Genomic DNA, 19143 nt, shown 5'->3' on the forward strand with positions numbered 1-19143 from the left:
TTGCGGCGCGAGGTCGTTTGCTAGCGTGTTAGGCTATTCCCGATACGTCAAGTGAGGCGAAATCGGGAGCGTCGTCATGGACTTCACCGGGTTTCAGCTGGAGCTGCTCCATGACGACGGTGATCTATCGCTGTGCCGCGCCACGCGGCCCGATACGCCTGTCTCGCTGCTTGCGCTGGTTGCCGCACGCCCGGCATCGCAAAGCGTCACACGGCTCGAACGCGAATACCAGCTGGCCTCGCTGCTCGATTCGCGCTGGGCCGCGCAGCCGGTCGCGCTCGATCTCGGCAGAGTGCCGCCAATGCTGCTTCTCGACGACGACGGCGGCAACCCGCTCGCGCGCCTGCTCGGCAGGCCGCTCGAACTTGGACGCTGCCTGCGCATCGCCGCGAATCTGGCACGCGCGCTCGGCCAGATGCATGGCCGCGGCCTCATACACAAGGACATCAAGCCAGCCAACGTGCTCGTCGATGGCGACGACAGCGTGCGGCTGACTGGCTTCGGTATTGCATCGCAACTGCCGCACGAGCATCAGTCGCCCGCGCCGCCGGAGATCATCGCGGGCACGTTTGCGTATATGGCGCCGGAGCAGACGGGCCGCATGAACCGGTCGATCGACGCGCGCAGCGATCTCTATTCGTTCGGCGTCACGCTCTACGAGATGCTGACGGGCGCGCTTCCCTTCACCGCCGCCGATGCGATGGAGTGGATTCATTGCCATATTGCGCGCCGGCCGGCGCCGCCCGACGAACGTGTCAGCGGCATTCCGGCGCCTGTCGCGCAGATCGTCCTCAAGCTGCTCGCGAAGACGGCGGAAAACCGTTATCAAACAGCGGCGGGCGTCGAAGCCGATCTTCGCTCGTGCGCGGCGCAATGGGACTTGAGCGCGGACATTGCGCCTTTCACGCCCGGCGCACGCGACGCATCCGACCGCTTGCTGATTCCCGAAAAGCTGTACGGGCGCGAAGCGCAGATCGCCGGAATCGTGGCGGCGTTCAACGGAATCGTCGCGGGCGGTCCGGCTGGGCTCGTGCTGATTTCGGGCTATTCGGGTATCGGCAAATCGTCGGTGGTCAATGAACTGCACAAGGTGCTGGTGCCGCCGCGCGGCCTGTTCGCTTCCGGCAAGTTCGATCAGTACAAGCGCGACATTCCGTATGTGCCGCTCGCGCAGGCGTTCCAGTCGCTAGTGCGCGATCTGCTGAGCAAGAGCGACGCGGAGATCGAGCCATGGCGGCGCGTCTTGCTGGATGCGCTCGCGCCCAACGGCCAGTTGATCGTCAATCTGATTCCCGAGCTTGCGCTGATCATCGGCGAGCAGCCGGGCGTTCCCGCGCTGCCGCCGCAAGAGACGCAGAACCGTTTTCAGATCGTGTTTCGGCGGTTTCTCGGCGTGTTCGCGCAGCACGCGCATCCGCTCGCGCTCTTTATCGACGACCTGCAATGGCTCGATACGGCGACGCTCGATCTGCTCGAACACCTCGTCACGCATCCCGACGTGAAGCATGTGCTGCTGGTGGGCGCGTATCGCGACAACGAGGTCGACGACGCGCATCCGCTGGCGCGCACGCTGCGCGCGATCGAACGCGCGGGCGGCAACGTGCACCGCATCGAACTTGCGCCGTTGATGCCCGCAAGCGTCGCGCAACTCGTCGCCGATGCGCTGCACTGTCCAACCGCGCTGGCGGCTCCGCTCGCGCAACTGGTACACGAGAAGACGGGCGGCAATCCGTTCTTTGTGATCCAGTTCCTGACCACGCTCGCCGACGAATCGCTGCTCGTGTTCGACCGTGACGTATCGCACTGGACGTGGGACCTTCCGCGCATCCGCGCGAAAGGGTTCACTGAAAACGTCGCCGACCTGATGGCGGCCAGGCTGACGCGGTTGCCCGAAGCAACCCGCGAAGCGCTGGGACAGCTTGCGAGCCTCGGTAACGCCGCTGACTTCGCGACGCTGACGCTCGTGCACGGCGAGCCGGAAGCGTCGATACATGCGCGGCTGTGGCTCGCCGTGCAGGCCGGTCTCGTGTTTCGTCAGGATGGGGCTTACGCGTTCGCGCACGACCGCGTGCAGGAGGCGGCCTACGCCCTGATTCCGCTGGAGAAGCGTGCCGCGACGCACGCGCGGATCGGCAGGGCGCTCGCGTTGCGAGCGGCGCCTGAAGCGCTCGAAGAGTCGATCTTCGATATCGTCAATCATCTGAATCGTGGCGTCGCCCTGATCGATACGGATGAAGAGCGCGAACGGACAGTCGCGCTGAATCTGATCGCGGGACGGCGCGCGATGCGCTCGACCGCGTATGCGTCGGCGCGCGGCTATCTGGCGCAAGGTGTGGCGCTGCTGTCGCCCGATGCGTGGACGCAGCGCTACGAAAGCACGTTCGACCTGTATCTTGCCTACTCTGAATGCGAGTATCTTGCCGGTGACTACACCGAGGCCGATGCGCTGCTCGACATGCTGCTGGCGCGCGCCCGCTCGAATCTGGACCGCGCGAAAGTGTTCATTCTGCGCATGTCGCTCTATCAGGTGGCGGGCCGCTTCGCCGAAAGCTTCGATGCCGCGCGGCTTGCGCTGCGCGATTTCGGTGTGTTGCTGCCCGATGACGAGCGCGACCTGGCGCCAGCCGCCGATGCCGTCTTGCAGCAGATTCCCGAGCGTCTCGCGGGACGTGCGATCGCTGAACTCGTCGATGCGCCCGTCGCTGACGATCCCTCAATCCGCACAGTCGTCGATCTGCTCGTCGAAGCGATGCCGTGCGCATTCGTCGCGCGGCCTGCGTACTATCCGCTCATCACGCTCACGGCGGTTGTGCTGTCGCTGCAGCACGGCAATACCGACAAATCGAGTTTTGCATACGGCAATTACGCGCTGATGCTGGTGTCGAGCCTTGGCGACATTCCGTCTGCCGTGCAGTTTTCCGACATGTCGCTGCGCCTGAACGAGAAGTTCGACAACCGGCGCTTCTACGGCAAGCTGCTGCATCTGCACGGCAATCACGTCAATTTCTGGCGGCGCCACATCGTGACCGATCTGCCGATACTCGAGCGCGCGAGCGTCGCGTGTCTCGAAGTGGGCGACCTGGTATTCGCCGGCTATCTGGCTTTCACGACGGTCTGGCAGATCATCGAGAAAGGCTCGGCGCTCGACGAGATCCAGCCGCTGTCCGAAAAGCACGCCGCGCTTGCACGCCAGAGTCACAACGACGCCATTCTCGAAACGATCCGGCTCGAACAGCAATTCGTCGCCAGCCTGCGGGGCGTGACGACGGATCCGCTCAAACTCGGTGACACGGTGTTCGATGACGCTGCATCCTTCGATACGATCGAGAAAGCGAACTTCGGCTGCGGCATCGTCTTCTATCACGTGATGAAGCTGATTCTGGCGTACTTCGACGGGCGTTTTGCCGACGCGTCGAACGCCGCGCGCGAGGCCGCAACGATGCTGGCCGCCGCGATGGCGTTGCCCATCGAGCCGACCTTCCACTTCTTCGACGCGCTGACGCTCGCGGCGCGCTATCCCGCCGCGACAAACGACGAGCAGCACGCGTGGCGCAGCCTGCTCGCGGAAAAGCTCACGAAGTTCGAGACGTGGAGCACACATTGCCCCGAGAACTTCCGTCACCGGCATGCGCTGCTCGCGGCGGAAGTGGCGCGCATCGAAGGCCGCGACGCCGATGCAATGCGTTTCTACGAGCAAGCGATACGCGCGGCGCGCGAGCACGGCTTCATCCAGTATCAGGCGCTCGCGTACGAACTCGCTGCGCAGTTTCATGCGGCGCGCGGCCTCGAAACGGTCGCCGACACGTATCTGTTCAATGCGCGTTCCTGTTACGAACGCTGGGGCGCGAAAGGCAAAGCCCGTCAACTGGCACGAACGTACGCGCAGTTGCGCCACGATTCGACGAGCCTCGAAGGCACGATTGCGACGTCGAACGAACAGCTCGATCTGGCGACCGTGGTCAACGTGTCGCGCGCCATCTTCAGCGGCATCGATCTGAACGAGCTGATTCACACGCTGATGGTGCTGGCGCTCGAACACGCGGGCGCGAATCGCGGCCTGCTGATTTTCCGTCGCGGCGACGAATTGCGCATTGAAGCGGAAGCGTCGACCGTGCACGACGGTGTGGATGTGCGTATGCCGAAAATTCGCGCGACGGCCGATTCGCTGCCCGAGTCGGTGCTGCGCTATGTGATTCGCACTGGGGATAGCGTGCTGCTCGACGATGCGTCCGCGCGCAGCCCGTTTTCAGCCGATGAGTACGTTCGCCGTCACGACTGCCGGTCCATCTTGTGCCTGCCGCTCGTCAAGCAGACGCGGCTGATCGGCGTGCTTTATCTCGAGAACAACCTGACTTCGGACGCGTTCACGCCAGCCCGTACCGCCATGCTGCGGCTGCTGGCCTCGCAGGCCGCGCTGTCGCTCGAAACGGCGCGTCTCTATGCCGATCTGCAGGACGCGGAAGCGCTGCTCGCCGACGCACAGCAATTGAGCCAAACAGGCAGCTTCGACTGGCAGGTATCGGGCGGCGAGCTGATCTGGTCGAAAGAGAGCTTCCGCATTTTCGGCTACCCGCATGGCGCTGCGCCGACCATCGAGATGATGTTCAGCCGCGTGCATCCCGACGACGTCACGTTCGTGCGTCTCGCGTTCGACCGCGCGACGCGCGACCGGCAACCGTTCGATATCGAACACCGGCTGCAGATGCCCGACGGATCGATCCGGCATCTGCAGATCGTCGCGCATGTCGTGGTCGATTCACAAAGCCGCTTGCGCGTGCTTGGCGCGCTCAAGGACATCACCGTGCGCAAGCAGGCGCATGACGCGCTGGAGCGCAGCGAGCACCGCTACCGCAGCCTCTTCTTCGACATGCCCGTCGGCCTGTGGCAGATCGAAGCGCAGCCGTTGATCGCGCTGCTGACGGACTTGCGGGCACAAGGCGTCGAGGATCTGTCGGCCTATATCGACGCGCATCCCGGCTGGCTCGACCGGGCGATGGAAATGCTGATCGTCGAAGAGGTCAACCACCACGCGGCGCAGATGTTCGGCGCGAAAGACCGCAGCGCGCTGCTCGGTCCGCTGCCTTGGGTCTGGCGGGAAAGCCCCGGCACATTCCGGCGGGCGCTCGAAAGCCGTTATAGCGGCGAGGCGATCTTTCAGGAAACCACGAAACTGCCCACGCTGGACGGGCGGATTATCGACGTTCTCTTTACGGTCGCGCGGCCGAACTCCGCCGAAGATCTGGGCATTGCGCTCATCAGCCTCGTCGATCTGACCGAGCGGGTGCGCGCGCAGGACATGCTGCAACGGCTTCAGGCCGACTTCGCGCACGCCGCGCGCATTTCGATGCTGGGCGAACTGACGGCTTCCGTCGCGCATGAACTGAACCAGCCGCTATCCGCCATTGCGATGAATAGTTCGATCGGCAACCGCTGGCTCGATCGGCCCGTGCCCGATGTCGCCGAGGCCCGTCACATCAACGTGCGGATTGCGGCCGACGCGCGGCGCGCAGTGGATATCGTCGATCGCATCCGCGGCATGGCGCTGCGGCGCACGCCGAAGCGCGCCGTCGCGCAACTCGACGAGCTAACCGACGAAGCCCTCATATTTCTGACGCACGAACTCCAGTCGCGTGGGGTCATCGTATTGCGGCAACGCGCGGCCGTCGCGCCGATGGTGCTCGCCGATCGCATCCAGTTGCAGCAGGTGATCGTCAATCTGCTGGTCAACGCGATGCAGGCGATGGAGCAGGCGGGCAGCCCCGAACGCAAGATCACGATCCGCACCGAGACTTGCGCAGACGGCACGGTGTTGTGCGCGACCGAAGACAGCGGACCGGGCATTCCGCCGGAGGCGCTCAACCGGCTGTTCCAGAGCTTTTACACGACCAAGGAAAACGGCATGGGCATGGGACTTCCCATTTGCCGCTCGATCATCGAAGCGCACGGCGGACGCATCGCCGCCGATAACAATTCGGTGCACGGCGGCGCGCGTTTTCATTTCAGACTGCCGTCTGCCGCCGACGGCAGTTGATGTCCCACGCACGGATCGTGTTTTCGCGGCACATACGATGGTATGACGCCGTCATGCGATGGTGGGACGAATGCCAAGCAATAGTAGGCTGGTGCGCGCGTTGTCCGCCCGATACGCTAGTTCTGTTGGATCAGCGAAGTGATCGAACGGAAACATATCGACGCGAGCTATTCGGCTCGATGGCGATTCATCGGGGTGCACATCATGGACGTGGCGGATCTGAAAGTATTCGACGCCGTTGCTCGCCTCGGAAGCATGAGCCGCGCAGCGCTGGAGTTGCATACGGTGCAGTCTAACGTCACGGGACGAATCCGGTCCCTTGAGGGCGAGGTAGGTGTCGCGCTGTTCGAGCGGCATGTGCGCGGCGTGAAGATGACGCCCGCCGGGCAGCGCATGCTGCCCTACGCGGCGCGCGCCGCAAGGCTGGTCGCCGATGCGCGGCTTGCTGCACTCGATGACGGCCCGCCGTGCGGCACGCTCGCCATCGGCGCGCTGTGGACGACAGGCGCGCTGCAACTGAGCCATGCGCTGAGCCGCTTTGCGAGCCTTTATCCGCAAGTCGGCCTGTCGCTGACGACGGGCACGAGCGACGGGCTGACGACGGCTGTCGCCGACTGCCGTCTAGATGGCGCATTCGTGGCCGGGCCGCAGGAAGATCCCGGCCTCGACGTCGAAGCGGTATTCAGCGAAGAACTCGTGCTCGTCACGCCCGCCGCGATGCAATCGCTGAACGAAGTGAGCGCCGTCGAAAACCTGAAGACGATTGTGTTCAGCCAGGGCTGTTCGTATCGCGAGCGCCTTGACTTGCTGCTCGCCGAAATGGGCGTGCTGTCGGTTGCCGCGCTGGCATTCGGTTCGATTGAAGCGATTCTTTCGTGCGTAGCGGCCGGCATCGGTATTACGCTGCTGCCGCGTGCGATTGTCTCGGATGCAGCGCAGAAGAATCGCGTCGCGGTGCACGCACTCGATTCCAATACGGCGCGAATGGAAACGCTATTTGTCCGGCGGCGCGATGCGTATCTGTCCAACGCCATGCGCGCGTTTCTCGATGTTGCGAGATCGGAGGCCGCACCCGTCTGATTTCGTGAAGGCCGATGAAGTCACCCAACTGCTATGCGTATTCTTCGGCGTAGAAAACAAATAAAGCGAATATTGGTTTTTCGATGCGCGCACTTTGCCACAATCGCAGCGCGTAATGCGATAGCTTCAGATCGAAGCTAGCTAGACGTCTGTTCCGCTTCAACACTTCATGTAGTAATCCCTACGCGACTTTGCTTTGCGCTCGTCGCCGTTTGGGACAACAATGGAGTGTCTTGCCGAATCTGCATCAGCCAATCCACGGTTTGCGAAAGGGATCTCTCACTCATTCATAAGGAGGCGAAATGGTCTCAGGACCGAGTTCGACTTCGATCACAAGAAATAATGGAGAAATCAAGCCGCACGGCGCACTGTCCGGTGTGTCTTCCGTCGTTTATGTCATCGACGACGATGAATCGATCAGGTTTGTTTTGAATGGCCTTGTGCGCTCGGTCGGTCTGCATGTAGAGACGTTCGAGTCGCCGAAGGATTTCCTCGCTTTTCCAAAGTACGACGTGCCCAGTTGCCTGATTCTCGATGTCAGGCTGCGTGGCGAAAGCGGCCTTGCGTTTCAGCAGGAGGCGCAGCGTTGCGGCGTACGCATGCCGATCCTGTTCATCACCGCACATGGTGACATCGAGATGACAGTCAAGGCGATGAAGGCAGGCGCGCTGGACTTCTTCGCCAAACCGTTTCGCGATCAGGACATGCTCGATGCAATCGCGCACGCGCTCAAGCGCGATGCCGAGCGTCGCGAATCGGAACACGCGCTGGCGACGCTGCGCGATTCGTATGAATCGCTGACGCAACGCGAGCGTGAAGTGATGAAGTTCGTGGTGGCGGGAATGCTGAACAAGCAGATTGCCTACGAACTGAACCTGAGCGAAATCACGGTGAAGATTCATCGCGGTCAGGTAATGAAGAAAATGGGTTCCCGCTCGCTGCCCGACCTCGTTCGAAAAGCCGAGGCGCTTGGAATCGATCAGAAGCAAACGGGTTCGAACTGATTCGCGGCGGGCGCGTCATGCTTCGCGCCCGCTCATTCGGGCTGATTTGCTCGTTGTATCCGCACTTATTTCCATCTGTTCAAAAGACAGTTTCGCCTCTTTCGTCAAATACCGATCTACAAATGCCGTAAACGGAGCAATCAGTTTGTACTCCGTTGAAACTACGCCTGACCGGCATTTGAAGAGGTTTGAAAAAGCATGAGACTGTCGTTTGCTCAAAAGTTGTGGCTCCCGTTGATTCTGAGCCTGGTGTGCGTGGTGGGCCTGTCGGTATCGGACGCCCTGCGCATCCGGAATATCAGCGTTCAGGAGCGAAAAGAAGATCTGGTTCATGCGACCGAGCTTGCGCTCGCGGTCGTGAAGACGTTCGCCGATCAGGCGGCAGCGGGCACGATCACCGTCGACGACGCCAGAAAGAAGGCGATGGAAACGGTGCGGAAGATGCGCTACGGCGCCGACGGCACGGGCTATTTCACCGTGCTCGACTCCAATGTGACGATGCTCGTGCAACCCACACGGCCTGAACTCGAAGGCAAATATGCCGGCGATCTGAAGGACGCGAACGGGATTCGCGTCGCGAAAGTCAGTGTCGATATCGTCAAGCAGAATGGCAATGGCTTCGTGAGCTACTCGTTCACGAAACCGGGCACGAGCGATCTTGTGCCGAAGATCGTCTATTGCGACGGTTATCGGCCGTGGGATTGGGTCGTGCAGACCGGCCTCTATACCGATGACATCGATGCCGCCTTTCATCAGACGCTGCTGCGCAGCCTTGGCGTGCTCGTGTTGATCGCGGCGCTTCTCGGCGGCGCAGTCGTCATGCTGAACCGCGGCATTCTGCGTCTGCTCGGCGGCGAACCTGCACGCGCGGCAGAAATCGCGAGTCGTATTGCAAGCAATGATCTGACCGTTGTCGTCGAGACCGCGCCGCGCGATCAGAGCAGCCTGCTGTATTCGATGCGACGCATGCAGGAGCAGTTGACGGACGCACTCGGCACCATCCGCGCTTCCAGCGATTCGATTGCAACCGCCACGAGCGAGATCGCCTCGGGCAATCAGGAATTGTCGCAACGTACCGAAGAGCAGGCGGCTTCGCTCGAAGAAACGGCTGCGAGCATGGAACAGCTGACGTCGACGGTCAATCAGAACGCCGACAACGCGCGTCAGGCGAGCCAGATCGCCGTGCAGGCGACGCAGGTTGCGCAACGCGGCAGCGGTGTCGTGTCGAAGGTGATCGAGACGATGGACGGCATCAACGCCAGTTCCAGTGAGATCGCCAATATCGTCGGCATTATCGAAGGCATTGCTTTTCAGACCAATATTCTCGCGCTCAATGCAGCCGTCGAAGCGGCGCGCGCAGGCGAACAGGGGCGCGGCTTCGCCGTGGTTGCGGGCGAAGTGCGCTCGCTCGCGCAACGCTCGTCGTCGGCTTCGAAGGAAGTGAAGACGCTGATTGAAGATTCGGCGCAACGCGTGAAGGCCGGCATGGATTTCGTCAACGTGGCCGGCTCGACGATGAGCGAGATCGTGCAATCCGTGCAGCGCGTGACGGACATCATGAGCGAGATTGCAGCGGCATCGGTTGAGCAGAGCAAAGGTATCGGGCAGGTGAACGAAGCAGTGGGGCAAATGGATTCGGTGACGCAGCAGAATGCCGCGCTCGTCGAACAGGTCGCGGCGGCTGCGAGTGCGCTCGAATCGCAGGCGGGTGAACTCAAGACCACAGTTGGCGTATTCAGGCTTGCGTAGTGTGTGTAATGGAAAGCGGCTACGGCCGCTTTCGTCGTTTTAACGCGCGTTGTTTGTATCACTCATGCTGGAGGATCGTATGAAATTTTCCCTGTTAGCCGCGCTCGTCTGCGGCCTGTCGCTTACGAATAGTCCCGCGCGTGCGCAGCAGGCGCCGCCGCCCGGCTATCACTATTCGTTGCCGCTCAATCTTGCCATCGAAGCAGCGGAAGAAGCCATGCGCGTGTGTGAAGAAAAGCGCTACTGGGTGACGGCGACCGTCGTCGATATGGACGGCATCCCGCAGGTCGTCATGCGCGGCGATCATGCGACGGTGCACACGGGCGAGTCGAGTTTCAGAAAGGCTTTTACGGTTGTCACGCTTGGGCCTGAATTCGGCTTCGACCGTTCGAGCGGGTTCTTCGAACTGATGAAAACGAGCCCTTACGCGCCGCAACTCGCGACAGTGCACAACGTGATGGCACTGCCGGGTGCCGTCGCGTTCAAGGCGGGCAGCGAGATGGTGGGCGCGTTGGGAATCGGTGGAGCGCCGGGTGGCGACAAGGATGAAGTCTGTGCGGCAGCGGGTGTCGCCAAGGTCGCGAACCGGCTGCCGCACTGAGCGCGATGTCGAGGCGTGTGCCTCGACATACGCGTCGTCATGCAGCGGCGAGGCCGTTATCGACGAGATAGATGGCTGCCGAGAACGTGATGATCGACAGCACCGTGCTGATGAGGATCGACGTCGCGGCTTCGCTTTGGTAAGCACCTGCCTCGTTGGCGAACATCGCCGGAATGGTCGCGGAGGGCAGCGCGCACAGAAGAATCATCTGTTGCGCGTACAGCCCATGCACGCCGAGCAGCACGGTGGCCGCGAACATCAGCGCAGGATGGATCAGCAGCTTGAGCCCGAGGTTGGCCCACACTTCGTTCGACAACTTTAGCTTGACCGACGACATGATCAGCCCAAGGCACAGCAGCGAAACGCCTGGCGTCGCCTTGCCGAGCAGGTTGAAGGCTTCGGCGAGCACGGGCGGAAACTTGATCTGCAACAGCGAGCAGAGGATACCGAGCGCGGGTGCCCACATCAACGGACGGCGCACGGCGCTTTTGATGCTCGACAGGAACGCTTGCGTGCCGCTTCCGGTGCCACTCGCAATGGTCAGCAGCATGGTGGTCAGCGGAATCATCACGAGGCTTGCGATCAGGTTCAGGATCAGCACCGAATAGATGTTGCCCGCACCGAACATCGCCTGAAGAATGGGAATGCCCATGAATGCAGCGTCGGGATAACCGTTGACGAAGCCCTTGAGCGTCGCCGCCTTCAGTTCGCGATAACGCCACCAGCCGAGCAGCAGCGCAACCGTGTACATCCCCATGATGCCGATGAACGTCGCGACGATCAGCCGGAAGTCGAACAGTTGCGAGCGCGGTGTGCTCGCCATGCCGACCAGCAGCAGCGCCGGAAAAATCCAGCCGAGCACGAGCCGGCTGATAAGCAGACTGTCCGAATGATTGAGGCGCCCGCGCTTGCCGGCGATAAAGCCGAGCACGATCACGAACGCGACGGGTAAAAGCGGACCAACAATCCTGTCTAACATCTCCTGACTCCAAGTTTTGTTATGCGTTGCCGTAGCGGTGCTTGTTTAAAGAGCGATGCGATAGTCGCGAATCACGTCGGGGTTCGGCTCGATACCGAGGCCTGGGCCTTGCGGCACATCGATGCGGCCATTGCGCGGGATGATCGCGTCGCCATAGAGCTGCGCTTCGAGATCGAAGTAGCGCCATTCGACCAGCGACTTCGGGCCGCCCAGCGCCGCGCTCGCGTGCACGCTCGCGAGCAGGCCGGGGCCGTCGTAGAAGGTGTGGACCATCACGGTGACGTTGTGCGCGTTCGCCAGCGCAAAGACCTTTTGCAGTTCCGTGATGCCGCCCATCTTCGCGGGGCTGGGCTGAATGAAATCGACGGAACCGGCTTCGAGCAGATGCTGGAAGTCCATCAGCGTCGATGCGTTTTCGCCTGCCGCGACGGGGATGCCGCCGTGCTGGCGAACGGCGGCGAGGCCCGCGTAGTTCTCGGGCGGCCACACGGGCTCTTCGATCCAGCGCAGATTGAAGGGGCGAAACCGCTCGGTCATGTCGAGTGCTTCGCGGACTGTCCACGGGCAATTGACGTCGAGCGTGATCTCGATGTCGGGGCCGGCTGCTTCGCGCGCCGCGCGCACGGTTTCGACCGTGACCTCATGCAGCTTCAGATGCCGGTAGCCGCTTTCCACCGCACGCCGCACGTTGCGCGCGACCAGTTCCGGATCGGCATATCGGATCAGGCTCGCATAACACGCGAGCGAAGTGGCTTCCGCGCCGCCGAGCAGCGTATGAACCGGCTGGTTCGCCGCCTTGCCCGCGATGTCCCACAGCGCGATGTCGATAGCCGACAGGCCGTAGATAAACGCGCCGCTGCGGCCGAACACGTGGAATTTCTTCTGCAGCTCGAACATCGACTTTTCGCGCAACGCGACGTCACGGCCAATCAACTCCGGTGCGAGGATGTTGTCGATCACGAGCTTGACGGCGGGAATCGCCGTGAAGCCGAAGGTTTCGCCCCAGCCGACTGTGCCGTCGTCCGTGGTGACCTTGACGACGAGCGAGTCGACCACCTGCAGGTCTTTCGGGCCCCACACGCCGCCCGCCGACGGTCCGCCCGTCGTGAAGGGAATGCGCAGGGGAATGGTTTCGATACTGGCGATTTTCATCTGGACGTACCTCAGATCAGGTTGCGAGCGAGCCGATCGAAAGCCCGCCGTATGCTCTGCATGGTATGAGACATCCTCTTGTCCTTCAAGTGAACAACTTGTTCTTTTCAGGCAATTCAATTGAGCGCGATGTGCAACATGGGCGCCCTCGAGACGCCCATGAGAAAGGCATTTCATGGATGACAAACGCGAAGGGCTGCACGCCTGCGTCGGATCGCATTCGCTCTGGATGTAGAATAAGAAGACAAGTCCACAGCCCAGAAACGACCATGAGCGAACTGAACGTGCGGCCCGTCGAACGGCGGCCTCATCTCGCGGAACACATCACCCGCTCGCTGAGCGACGAGATCGCGTCCGGGAGGCTGAAGCCCGGCGACCGCCTGCCCACCGAGCACTTTTTGTCCGAGAACTTCGGCGTCAGCCGCAACGTGGTGCGCGAGGCGATCGCGAGCCTGCGCGCGCAAGGGCTGATCGAGTCGCGCCAGGGCGTCGGCGCATTCGTCGCGGCGTCGCGCCAGCCGTCTGAGCCGCTGCAGCAGGTGAGTTCGCAACTGCTCGAAGGGGACGACACGATCCGCAATATGTTCGAAGTCCGCGCCGTGCTCGAAAGCCAGGCCGCCGCGCTCGCCGCCGTGCACATGACGCCGCGCCGGCTCAAGCCGATCCAGGCCGCCGTCGAACGCATGCGCTACGAAGGCGCGCCGACGTCGGACACCGTCAACGCGGATCTCGACTTTCATCGCGCGGTGGCGGCCGCGTCGGGCAACGACTATCTCGCCGCGATGATCCGCATCGTGCTCGAACCGATGCGCCCACTGATCGCGGCCAATTTCTCGCGGCAAGGGCCGATGTTCGGCAACATTCCCAACGCCGCGCGCGGCGAGCACGAGACGCTGATTCAGGCATTCATCGACAAGGACGCCGTTGCTGCGCGTCAACTGATGGGCCAGCACATCGTCAGCGCCGCGTCGCGCTTCGGTTACGACATCGCGTTTTTCTGAGGCCGGGCCGTTACATCGTGTAAAGACTGATATGCGTCGTACGCCGTTCATCTCGTTCTGAGGCAACCGTATAGTCGGCCCGTGCGTCGGCTTGACATAGCCGGCAGATTCGCGCGACTCCCGGGTCGCGCTTCATCAGATGAAGATGGAATAGCGTATGAAACTGATATTTGTCGGTGATCCGATGTGTTCGTGGTGCTATGGCTTCGGCAAGGAAATGAGCGCGATTGCGCAGAGCATGCCGGATCTCGAAGTGCAGGTGGTGGTGGGCGGCATGGCGGCGGGTTCGACCCAGGTGCTCGACGATGCGGGCAAGCAGTTCAGGCTCACGCACTGGGCGCGCGTCGAGCAGATGAGCGGCGCCGAGTTCAACCGTGAAGCGCTGATGGCGCGCCAGAACTTCGTCTACGATACCGAGCCCGTTTGCCGCGCGGTGGTGACGGCGCGAATGCTCGCGCCTGAGGTGGATCTGCTGAAAGTGTTCCGTGCGTTCCAGCGCGCGTTCTATGTGGACGGACTCGATACGACGGATGGCGAGGTGCTCTCCCAAGTCGGCGCGAAGGCTTTGTCGGAGCAAGGTATCGCGGCGACCGTCGATGCGTTTTTCGAGATCTTCAGTTCGGACGAAGCGATCGATGCCGCGCAGCGTGATTTCGAATTGACCCGCCGCCTGGGCGTCAGAGGCTTCCCGACCTTGTTCGTCGAAGCGGATGGAAAGATCGGCCAGCTCAGCTCCGGCTACGCGACGGCTGCGCAGATCACGCGGGCGCTTCAGTCGCTTGCAGCGTAACGGCGTCTACAGACCATCTACAGCCAGTAGAGCCAGGCGAGCAGCGTCACGATCGAGAAGAGCGTCGTCATCGAAATGGCGGCGCCTGTCGATGTCTTTTCGACGTCATACTCGCTCGCCAGGACATACGCGCTCTTGGCCGTCGGCACGGCGGCGCAGATCACAGCCGCGAGCGTCAGCGTGCGGTCCAGCCCGGCGGCAACGCACAATCCATACACGACGAACGGCATCGCGACCAGCTTGAGCGCTGCGAGCAGCGCATAGCGGTTCAGATGACCGCGCAATTCGTCGACAGACAGATCGAGGCCGATCGCAAACAGCGCGCAGGGCGTGAGCGCTTCGCCGAGGATGCCGAGGTACGTCGCGACCGGTGCAGGCAACGCGAGACCACCAACCGACCACAGCAAGCCCAGGATCGTGGCGAGAATCACCGGGTTCGTGCCGATCTGTTTCGCGAGCGCGCTTGCGCGCATCTTCTTGTGCGAATCGCTCTGCTGATCGACTTCCAGAAGAATCACGAGCGCCGGAAACATGATTGCGCCGACAAACACCGTCGCGACGGCGGCCGCAAGCACGCCATGCTGACCTTGCAGCGCCCGCAGAATGGGAAGCGCGACAAAACCCGTGTTCGTCATCGAAACGATCGCGCCCAGCATTGCGCTTTTGCCGAGGCTCGCGCGCAACACGATGCGTGAAGCGAGCAGCACGGCGGCAAAGCAGATCAGCGAGCTGCCGCCGAATGCGGCGAGAAAGCGCCATTCCAGCAGCGACGCCAACGGCTCTTTGGCGACGGTCAGGAACACGAGCGCGGGCATCGCGACGTAGTAGGCGAACTGCATCAGCGCGCCCGCGACCGTGCGCGGCAAGTAGCCCGATACGCCGGCGAGCCAGCCCGTCAGGATGATCGCGAAGATCGGCAGTATCAGGCTCCCGATGTGCATGATGGCGCTCCATGAGCAGATGGGACGTCCGGATGCAATGGCATGCGAGAGCGCGCGGATGACGTGCCGGGCCAATCCTTAACCGTACGATGAATGGCAAGCGTTCACCGGCGCGATCTCGTCAGTGAAGAGTAGTCGATATAGCCGTGGACGCTATCTCAAGTCAGTTGGAGCGTGACGGCGCCGGACAGGATTGCGAAGGCTGCGATGGCGCGACCGTCGGAAGAGAATCGCTGCCTCGCGTGGGCAGCGACCGTGGGAATTGGCGAGCGACATCGCCCATCAGCACAAGAGAACAGGCGACGAACGTGCATGCGTCGCCCGTTGGCGGTAATCAGACCGAACGCCGGATCGCCTCGCCCAGCAACTCCAGGCCCAGATCGACCTCTTCCTCGCTGACCGTCAGCGGCGGCGCGATGCGGAACACGCCGCCCATGCCAGGCAATTGCACGATATTCATGCTGAGCCCGAGCTTCATGCACTCGCGCGTGATCTTCGCGCCGAGTCCGTCAGCGGGTTCCTTCGTGCGGCGATCCTTGACGATTTCCATGCCGAGCAGCAAGCCACGCCCGCGCACGTCGCCGATGCATTCGAAGCGCTCCATCAGATCCAGCAAGCCGCGCCTGAGCCGATCGCCAATCACGTTTGCCCGCGCAACCAGCCCTTCGCGCTGAACCACGTCGAGCACGCGCAGACCGACGGCGGCAGGCAACGGATCGGATACATGCGTCGTGTAGAACAGGTAACCGAGTTCATGCGCGCGCTCTTCGATCTGCGCGGACGTCACGATAGCGGCGAGCGGCAGGCCCGCGCCGAGCGTCTTCGACAGCGTGAGGATGTCGGGCGTGACGCCATCGCGCTGGCACGCGAACATCGTGCCCGTGCGGCCGACGCCCGTTTGCGCTTCGTCGAGAATCAGCAGCATGCCGCGCTCTTCGCACTTGCGCTTGAGCGCCGCCATATACCCTTCGGGCAGTTCGATGATGCCGCCCGAACTCAGGATCGGCTCCGCGATGAACGCCGCGAGGTTGCCGCTCGACTGACGGTCGATCAGATCGAATGCGTAGTCCAGTTCCGCGAGGTAATCGTAATGGCCGTCGCGTTCGAAGCGCGGCCGGTACGTGAACGGCGCGGGTATCGCAAACGAGCCGACGGCCGCAGGGCCGACGCCCCTGCGGCCCGCGCTATACGTGGCCGATGCGGCTGCGCCCGTCATGCCGTGCCACGACTGCGCAAAACCGACCACTTCGTATTTCCCGGTAACCAGCTTCGCCATGCGAATCGCGGCCTCGTTCGATTCCGCGCCGGTGCTGAGCAACAGCGCGCGGTCGAGCCCGTCGGGCGTGATGTCGGCGAGCCGTTTTGCCAGATCGACCACCGGGCGCGACAGCATGCCGCTGAACAGATGGTCCAGCTTGCCCGCGTATTCGCTGATGACGGAAACGATGTCCGGATGGCTGTGCCCGAGCACCGCGCTCATCTGGCCCGACGTGAAATCGAGGATCGCGCGGCCATCCGCGTCGTAGACGAAACTGCCCTGCGCGCGCTCGATGATCATCGGCTCGAACGTGCCGCCGTAGCGGATCAGATGCTGCCTGGCGTTCTGCCAGAAGACTGCGTCGTCGTTTTTGGACACCGTGCTTCTCCTCGCGGATGGTAGGAATAGCTTGCAGTCTAGGCGCCTCTCTGGTTTTATAGAATCGAATAGTTTTAATGTGAGATAGAAGAGGGGCTAATACCTTGAGTGTTTCGCTCGAGATCGAACTGCTGCGATCGTTCGCGGTAATCGCCGAGGTGCGGGCGTTCAGCCGCGCGGCCAGCCGCGTCGACCGCACGCAGTCCGCGCTGAGCCAGCAGATGAAGCGGCTCGAAGAAATCGTCGATCAGCCGCTGTTTCAGCGCACCGGCCGGGGTGTGGTGCTGACCAATCCCGGCGAGCGTCTGCTGGTTCATGCGCAGCGCATTCTGCGGCTGCATGACGAGGCGATGGCCGATCTGTCCGGCAAGGGGTTATCGGGAACGATCCGCTTCGGTTGCCCCGACGATTACGCCGCCGTGTTTTTGCCGCCGCTGCTGAGGCAGTTTTCGAGCCAGCATCCGCATGCGCTCGTCGAGGTCGTGTGCGGACCGACGCCGCGCCTGCTGGAGCGGCTGGACAAGCGGGCGGTTGACCTCGCGATGATTTCCTTGCCTGATGCCAGCGCACATGACGACATCATTCGCCGTGAGCAACTGGTGTGGATCGGCTATCCGGGGCTCGATTCCGCGCACTTCGACCCTTTGCCGCTGGCGCTGTCCGACCCGGACACGCTCGATCACATCGCCGCCTGCGAAGCGTTGCAGCGCGCGGGCAGGGCGTATCGCATCGCGTATGCGAGCAGCAGTCTTTCGGGTCTCACCGCGCTGGTGCGTTCCGGACAGGCATTCGCCGTGATGACGCAAACGGCCGTTCCCGCAGACCTGAGCGTGCTCACCGCCGATGCCGGGTTGCCGCTGCTGCCTGCCGTCGGCGTGACGCTGAAGTTCGCGAGGGCGAGGCCGTCGCTGTTGACGACGGCGTTTGCGGAGCATATTCGCTCGATGCTGCCCATGTTGTGAGTGATCGCGCGCTGCCGCCGCGCCGCGAGAACGACGCTTATTCGAAGCCCACGACGCTGTGCGGCACGTACGGCGCCTCGAGCGACGCCACTTCATCCGCAGTGAGCTTCACGTCGAGCGCCGCGATCGCATCGCTCAGATGCTGCGGCTTCGACGCGCCGATAATCGGCGCGCTCACGCCTGCTTTCCCGATCACCCATGCCAACGCGACCTGCGCGCGCGGAATGCCGCGCGCCTGCGCGATCTTCGCGACGGCTTCGACCACGCGGCGATCGGCGTCCGCCGTCTTGTCGTAGAGACTGTTGCCGTATCCGTCGGTCTGCTGGCGTTCAGTGGTCTGCTCCCAGTCGCGCGTGAGACGACCGCGCGCGAGCGGGCTCCACGGAATCACGCCGATGCCTTCGTCCGCGCACAGCGGCAGCATCTCGCGCTCTTCCTCGCGATACAGCAGGTTCAAATGATTCTGCATCGTCACGAAGCGCGTCCAGCCGTTTCGTTCGGCCACATGCAAGGCCTTCGCGAACTGCCACGCGAACATCGACGATGCACCGATATAGCGCGCCTTGCCCGCCTTCACGACGTCATGCAGCGCTTCCAGTGTTTCCTCGATCGGCGTCGCGTAGTCCCAGCGGTGGATCTGATACAGATCGACGTAGTCGGTGCCCAGCCGCGCGAGACTCGCATCGATCGACTGGAAAATCGCCTTGCGCGACAGGCCCGGGCCGTTCGGCCGCTTCGCATCCGCGCGATTGCCCATCGGGAAGAACACCTTGGTCGCGAGCACAATTTCATCGCGTTTTGCGAAGTCCTTCAACGCGCGCCCGACGATCTCTTCCGACGTGCCATCCGAATAGGTGTTGGCGGTGTCGAAGAAATTGATGCCGGCTTCCACAGCCTGGCGGATCAGCGGGCGGCTCGCGTCCTCGTTCAGCGTCCACGGATGCGGGCCGCGCTCGGGCACGCCGTAGGTCATGCAACCCAGGCAGAGCGGGGAGATATCGAGTCCGGTGCGGCCCAGCTTCACATAGTCCATCTCATCCTCCGTGCGGTTCGGCCTTCGATTATGGAGCAAATGCCTCAAAGTCTGCTGCCGCAGCGACGTGCGGGATGATCGCGTGCGTCATGCCGCCGATCGGGAAAGCCGTGCAAATATGAAATTACCGGGTGGAACAAGGAGGCTGCGTCGATGGCGGCTCAGATAATGGATTCCATGCAGG

At 62.6% G+C, this 19143-nt stretch carries 13 protein-coding genes; 8 read left to right on the top strand and 5 right to left on the bottom strand.

Annotated elements, in window-relative coordinates; translation table 11 throughout:
- Positions 1–76: 76 nt before the first annotated feature.
- From G3O01_RS00650 to G3O01_RS00670, 5 genes are all read left to right on the top strand, one after another.
- Positions 77–6031 carry an AAA family ATPase gene (locus G3O01_RS00650; RefSeq protein ID WP_205802509.1) on the top strand — a complete coding sequence of 1985 codons (5955 nt, stop codon included), beginning with the start codon at positions 77–79 and terminating at the stop codon, positions 6029–6031.
- 138 nt (positions 6032–6169) lie between these two features.
- A complete protein-coding gene (locus G3O01_RS00655; RefSeq protein WP_346779135.1) occupies positions 6170–7111 on the top strand; it encodes a LysR substrate-binding domain-containing protein in 942 nt (313 codons plus the stop codon).
- Between the two features lie 302 nt (positions 7112–7413).
- Complete coding sequence (locus G3O01_RS00660; protein ID WP_205802510.1) at positions 7414–8115, top strand: response regulator transcription factor; 702 nt, start codon at positions 7414–7416, stop codon at positions 8113–8115.
- A gap of 198 nt (positions 8116–8313) precedes the next feature.
- Complete coding sequence (locus tag G3O01_RS00665; protein WP_205802511.1) at positions 8314–9864, top strand: methyl-accepting chemotaxis protein; 1551 nt, start codon at positions 8314–8316, stop codon at positions 9862–9864.
- Between the two features lie 79 nt (positions 9865–9943).
- On the top strand, positions 9944–10465 hold the full coding sequence (locus tag G3O01_RS00670) for a heme-binding protein (protein WP_205802512.1): 522 nt from the start codon (positions 9944–9946) through the stop codon (positions 10463–10465).
- A 37-nt stretch (positions 10466–10502) separates the two neighbouring features.
- Here the strand turns inward: G3O01_RS00670 and G3O01_RS00675 are convergent, their stop codons facing one another.
- Both G3O01_RS00675 and G3O01_RS00680 read right to left on the bottom strand, forming a co-directional pair.
- Positions 10503–11444 (bottom strand): AEC family transporter, encoded by a 942-nt coding sequence (locus G3O01_RS00675; protein ID WP_205802513.1) that lies wholly within the window; start codon positions 11442–11444, stop codon positions 10503–10505.
- A gap of 45 nt (positions 11445–11489) precedes the next feature.
- On the bottom strand, positions 11490–12596 hold the full coding sequence (locus G3O01_RS00680; RefSeq protein WP_205802514.1) for a mandelate racemase/muconate lactonizing enzyme family protein: 1107 nt from the start codon (positions 12594–12596) through the stop codon (positions 11490–11492).
- A gap of 269 nt (positions 12597–12865) precedes the next feature.
- Here G3O01_RS00680 and G3O01_RS00685 point away from each other — a divergent pair, with 269 nt between their 5' ends.
- Both G3O01_RS00685 and G3O01_RS00690 read left to right on the top strand, forming a co-directional pair.
- Complete coding sequence (locus tag G3O01_RS00685) at positions 12866–13597, top strand: FadR/GntR family transcriptional regulator (protein WP_205802515.1); 732 nt, start codon at positions 12866–12868, stop codon at positions 13595–13597.
- 157 nt (positions 13598–13754) lie between these two features.
- Positions 13755–14387, top strand: coding sequence for a DsbA family protein (locus G3O01_RS00690; RefSeq protein ID WP_205802516.1), 633 nt, complete (start codon positions 13755–13757; stop codon positions 14385–14387).
- A 17-nt stretch (positions 14388–14404) separates the two neighbouring features.
- On the opposite strand, the gene G3O01_RS00695 is transcribed toward G3O01_RS00690, so the two are convergent.
- Together G3O01_RS00695 and G3O01_RS00700 are read right to left on the bottom strand one after the other, a co-directional pair.
- Entirely contained in the window at positions 14405–15328 is a 924-nt protein-coding gene (locus G3O01_RS00695) for an AEC family transporter (RefSeq protein WP_205802517.1), read from the bottom strand.
- A 334-nt stretch (positions 15329–15662) separates the two neighbouring features.
- Positions 15663–16964 carry an aspartate aminotransferase family protein gene (locus tag G3O01_RS00700; RefSeq protein WP_205802518.1) on the bottom strand — a complete coding sequence of 434 codons (1302 nt, stop codon included), beginning with the start codon at positions 16962–16964 and terminating at the stop codon, positions 15663–15665.
- Between the two features lie 104 nt (positions 16965–17068).
- On the opposite strand from G3O01_RS00700, the gene G3O01_RS00705 reads away from it, so the two are divergent.
- On the top strand, positions 17069–17926 hold the full coding sequence (locus G3O01_RS00705) for a LysR family transcriptional regulator (RefSeq protein WP_205802519.1): 858 nt from the start codon (positions 17069–17071) through the stop codon (positions 17924–17926).
- Between the two features lie 37 nt (positions 17927–17963).
- Here G3O01_RS00705 and G3O01_RS00710 read toward each other — a convergent pair whose 3' ends face one another.
- Positions 17964–18959, bottom strand: coding sequence for an aldo/keto reductase (locus G3O01_RS00710; RefSeq protein ID WP_205802520.1), 996 nt, complete (start codon positions 18957–18959; stop codon positions 17964–17966).
- Between the last annotated feature and the right edge of the window lie 184 nt (positions 18960–19143).

It is taken from the genome of Burkholderia sp. Ac-20365 (assembly GCF_017104715.1).
Classification (GTDB): domain Bacteria; phylum Pseudomonadota; class Gammaproteobacteria; order Burkholderiales; family Burkholderiaceae; genus Paraburkholderia.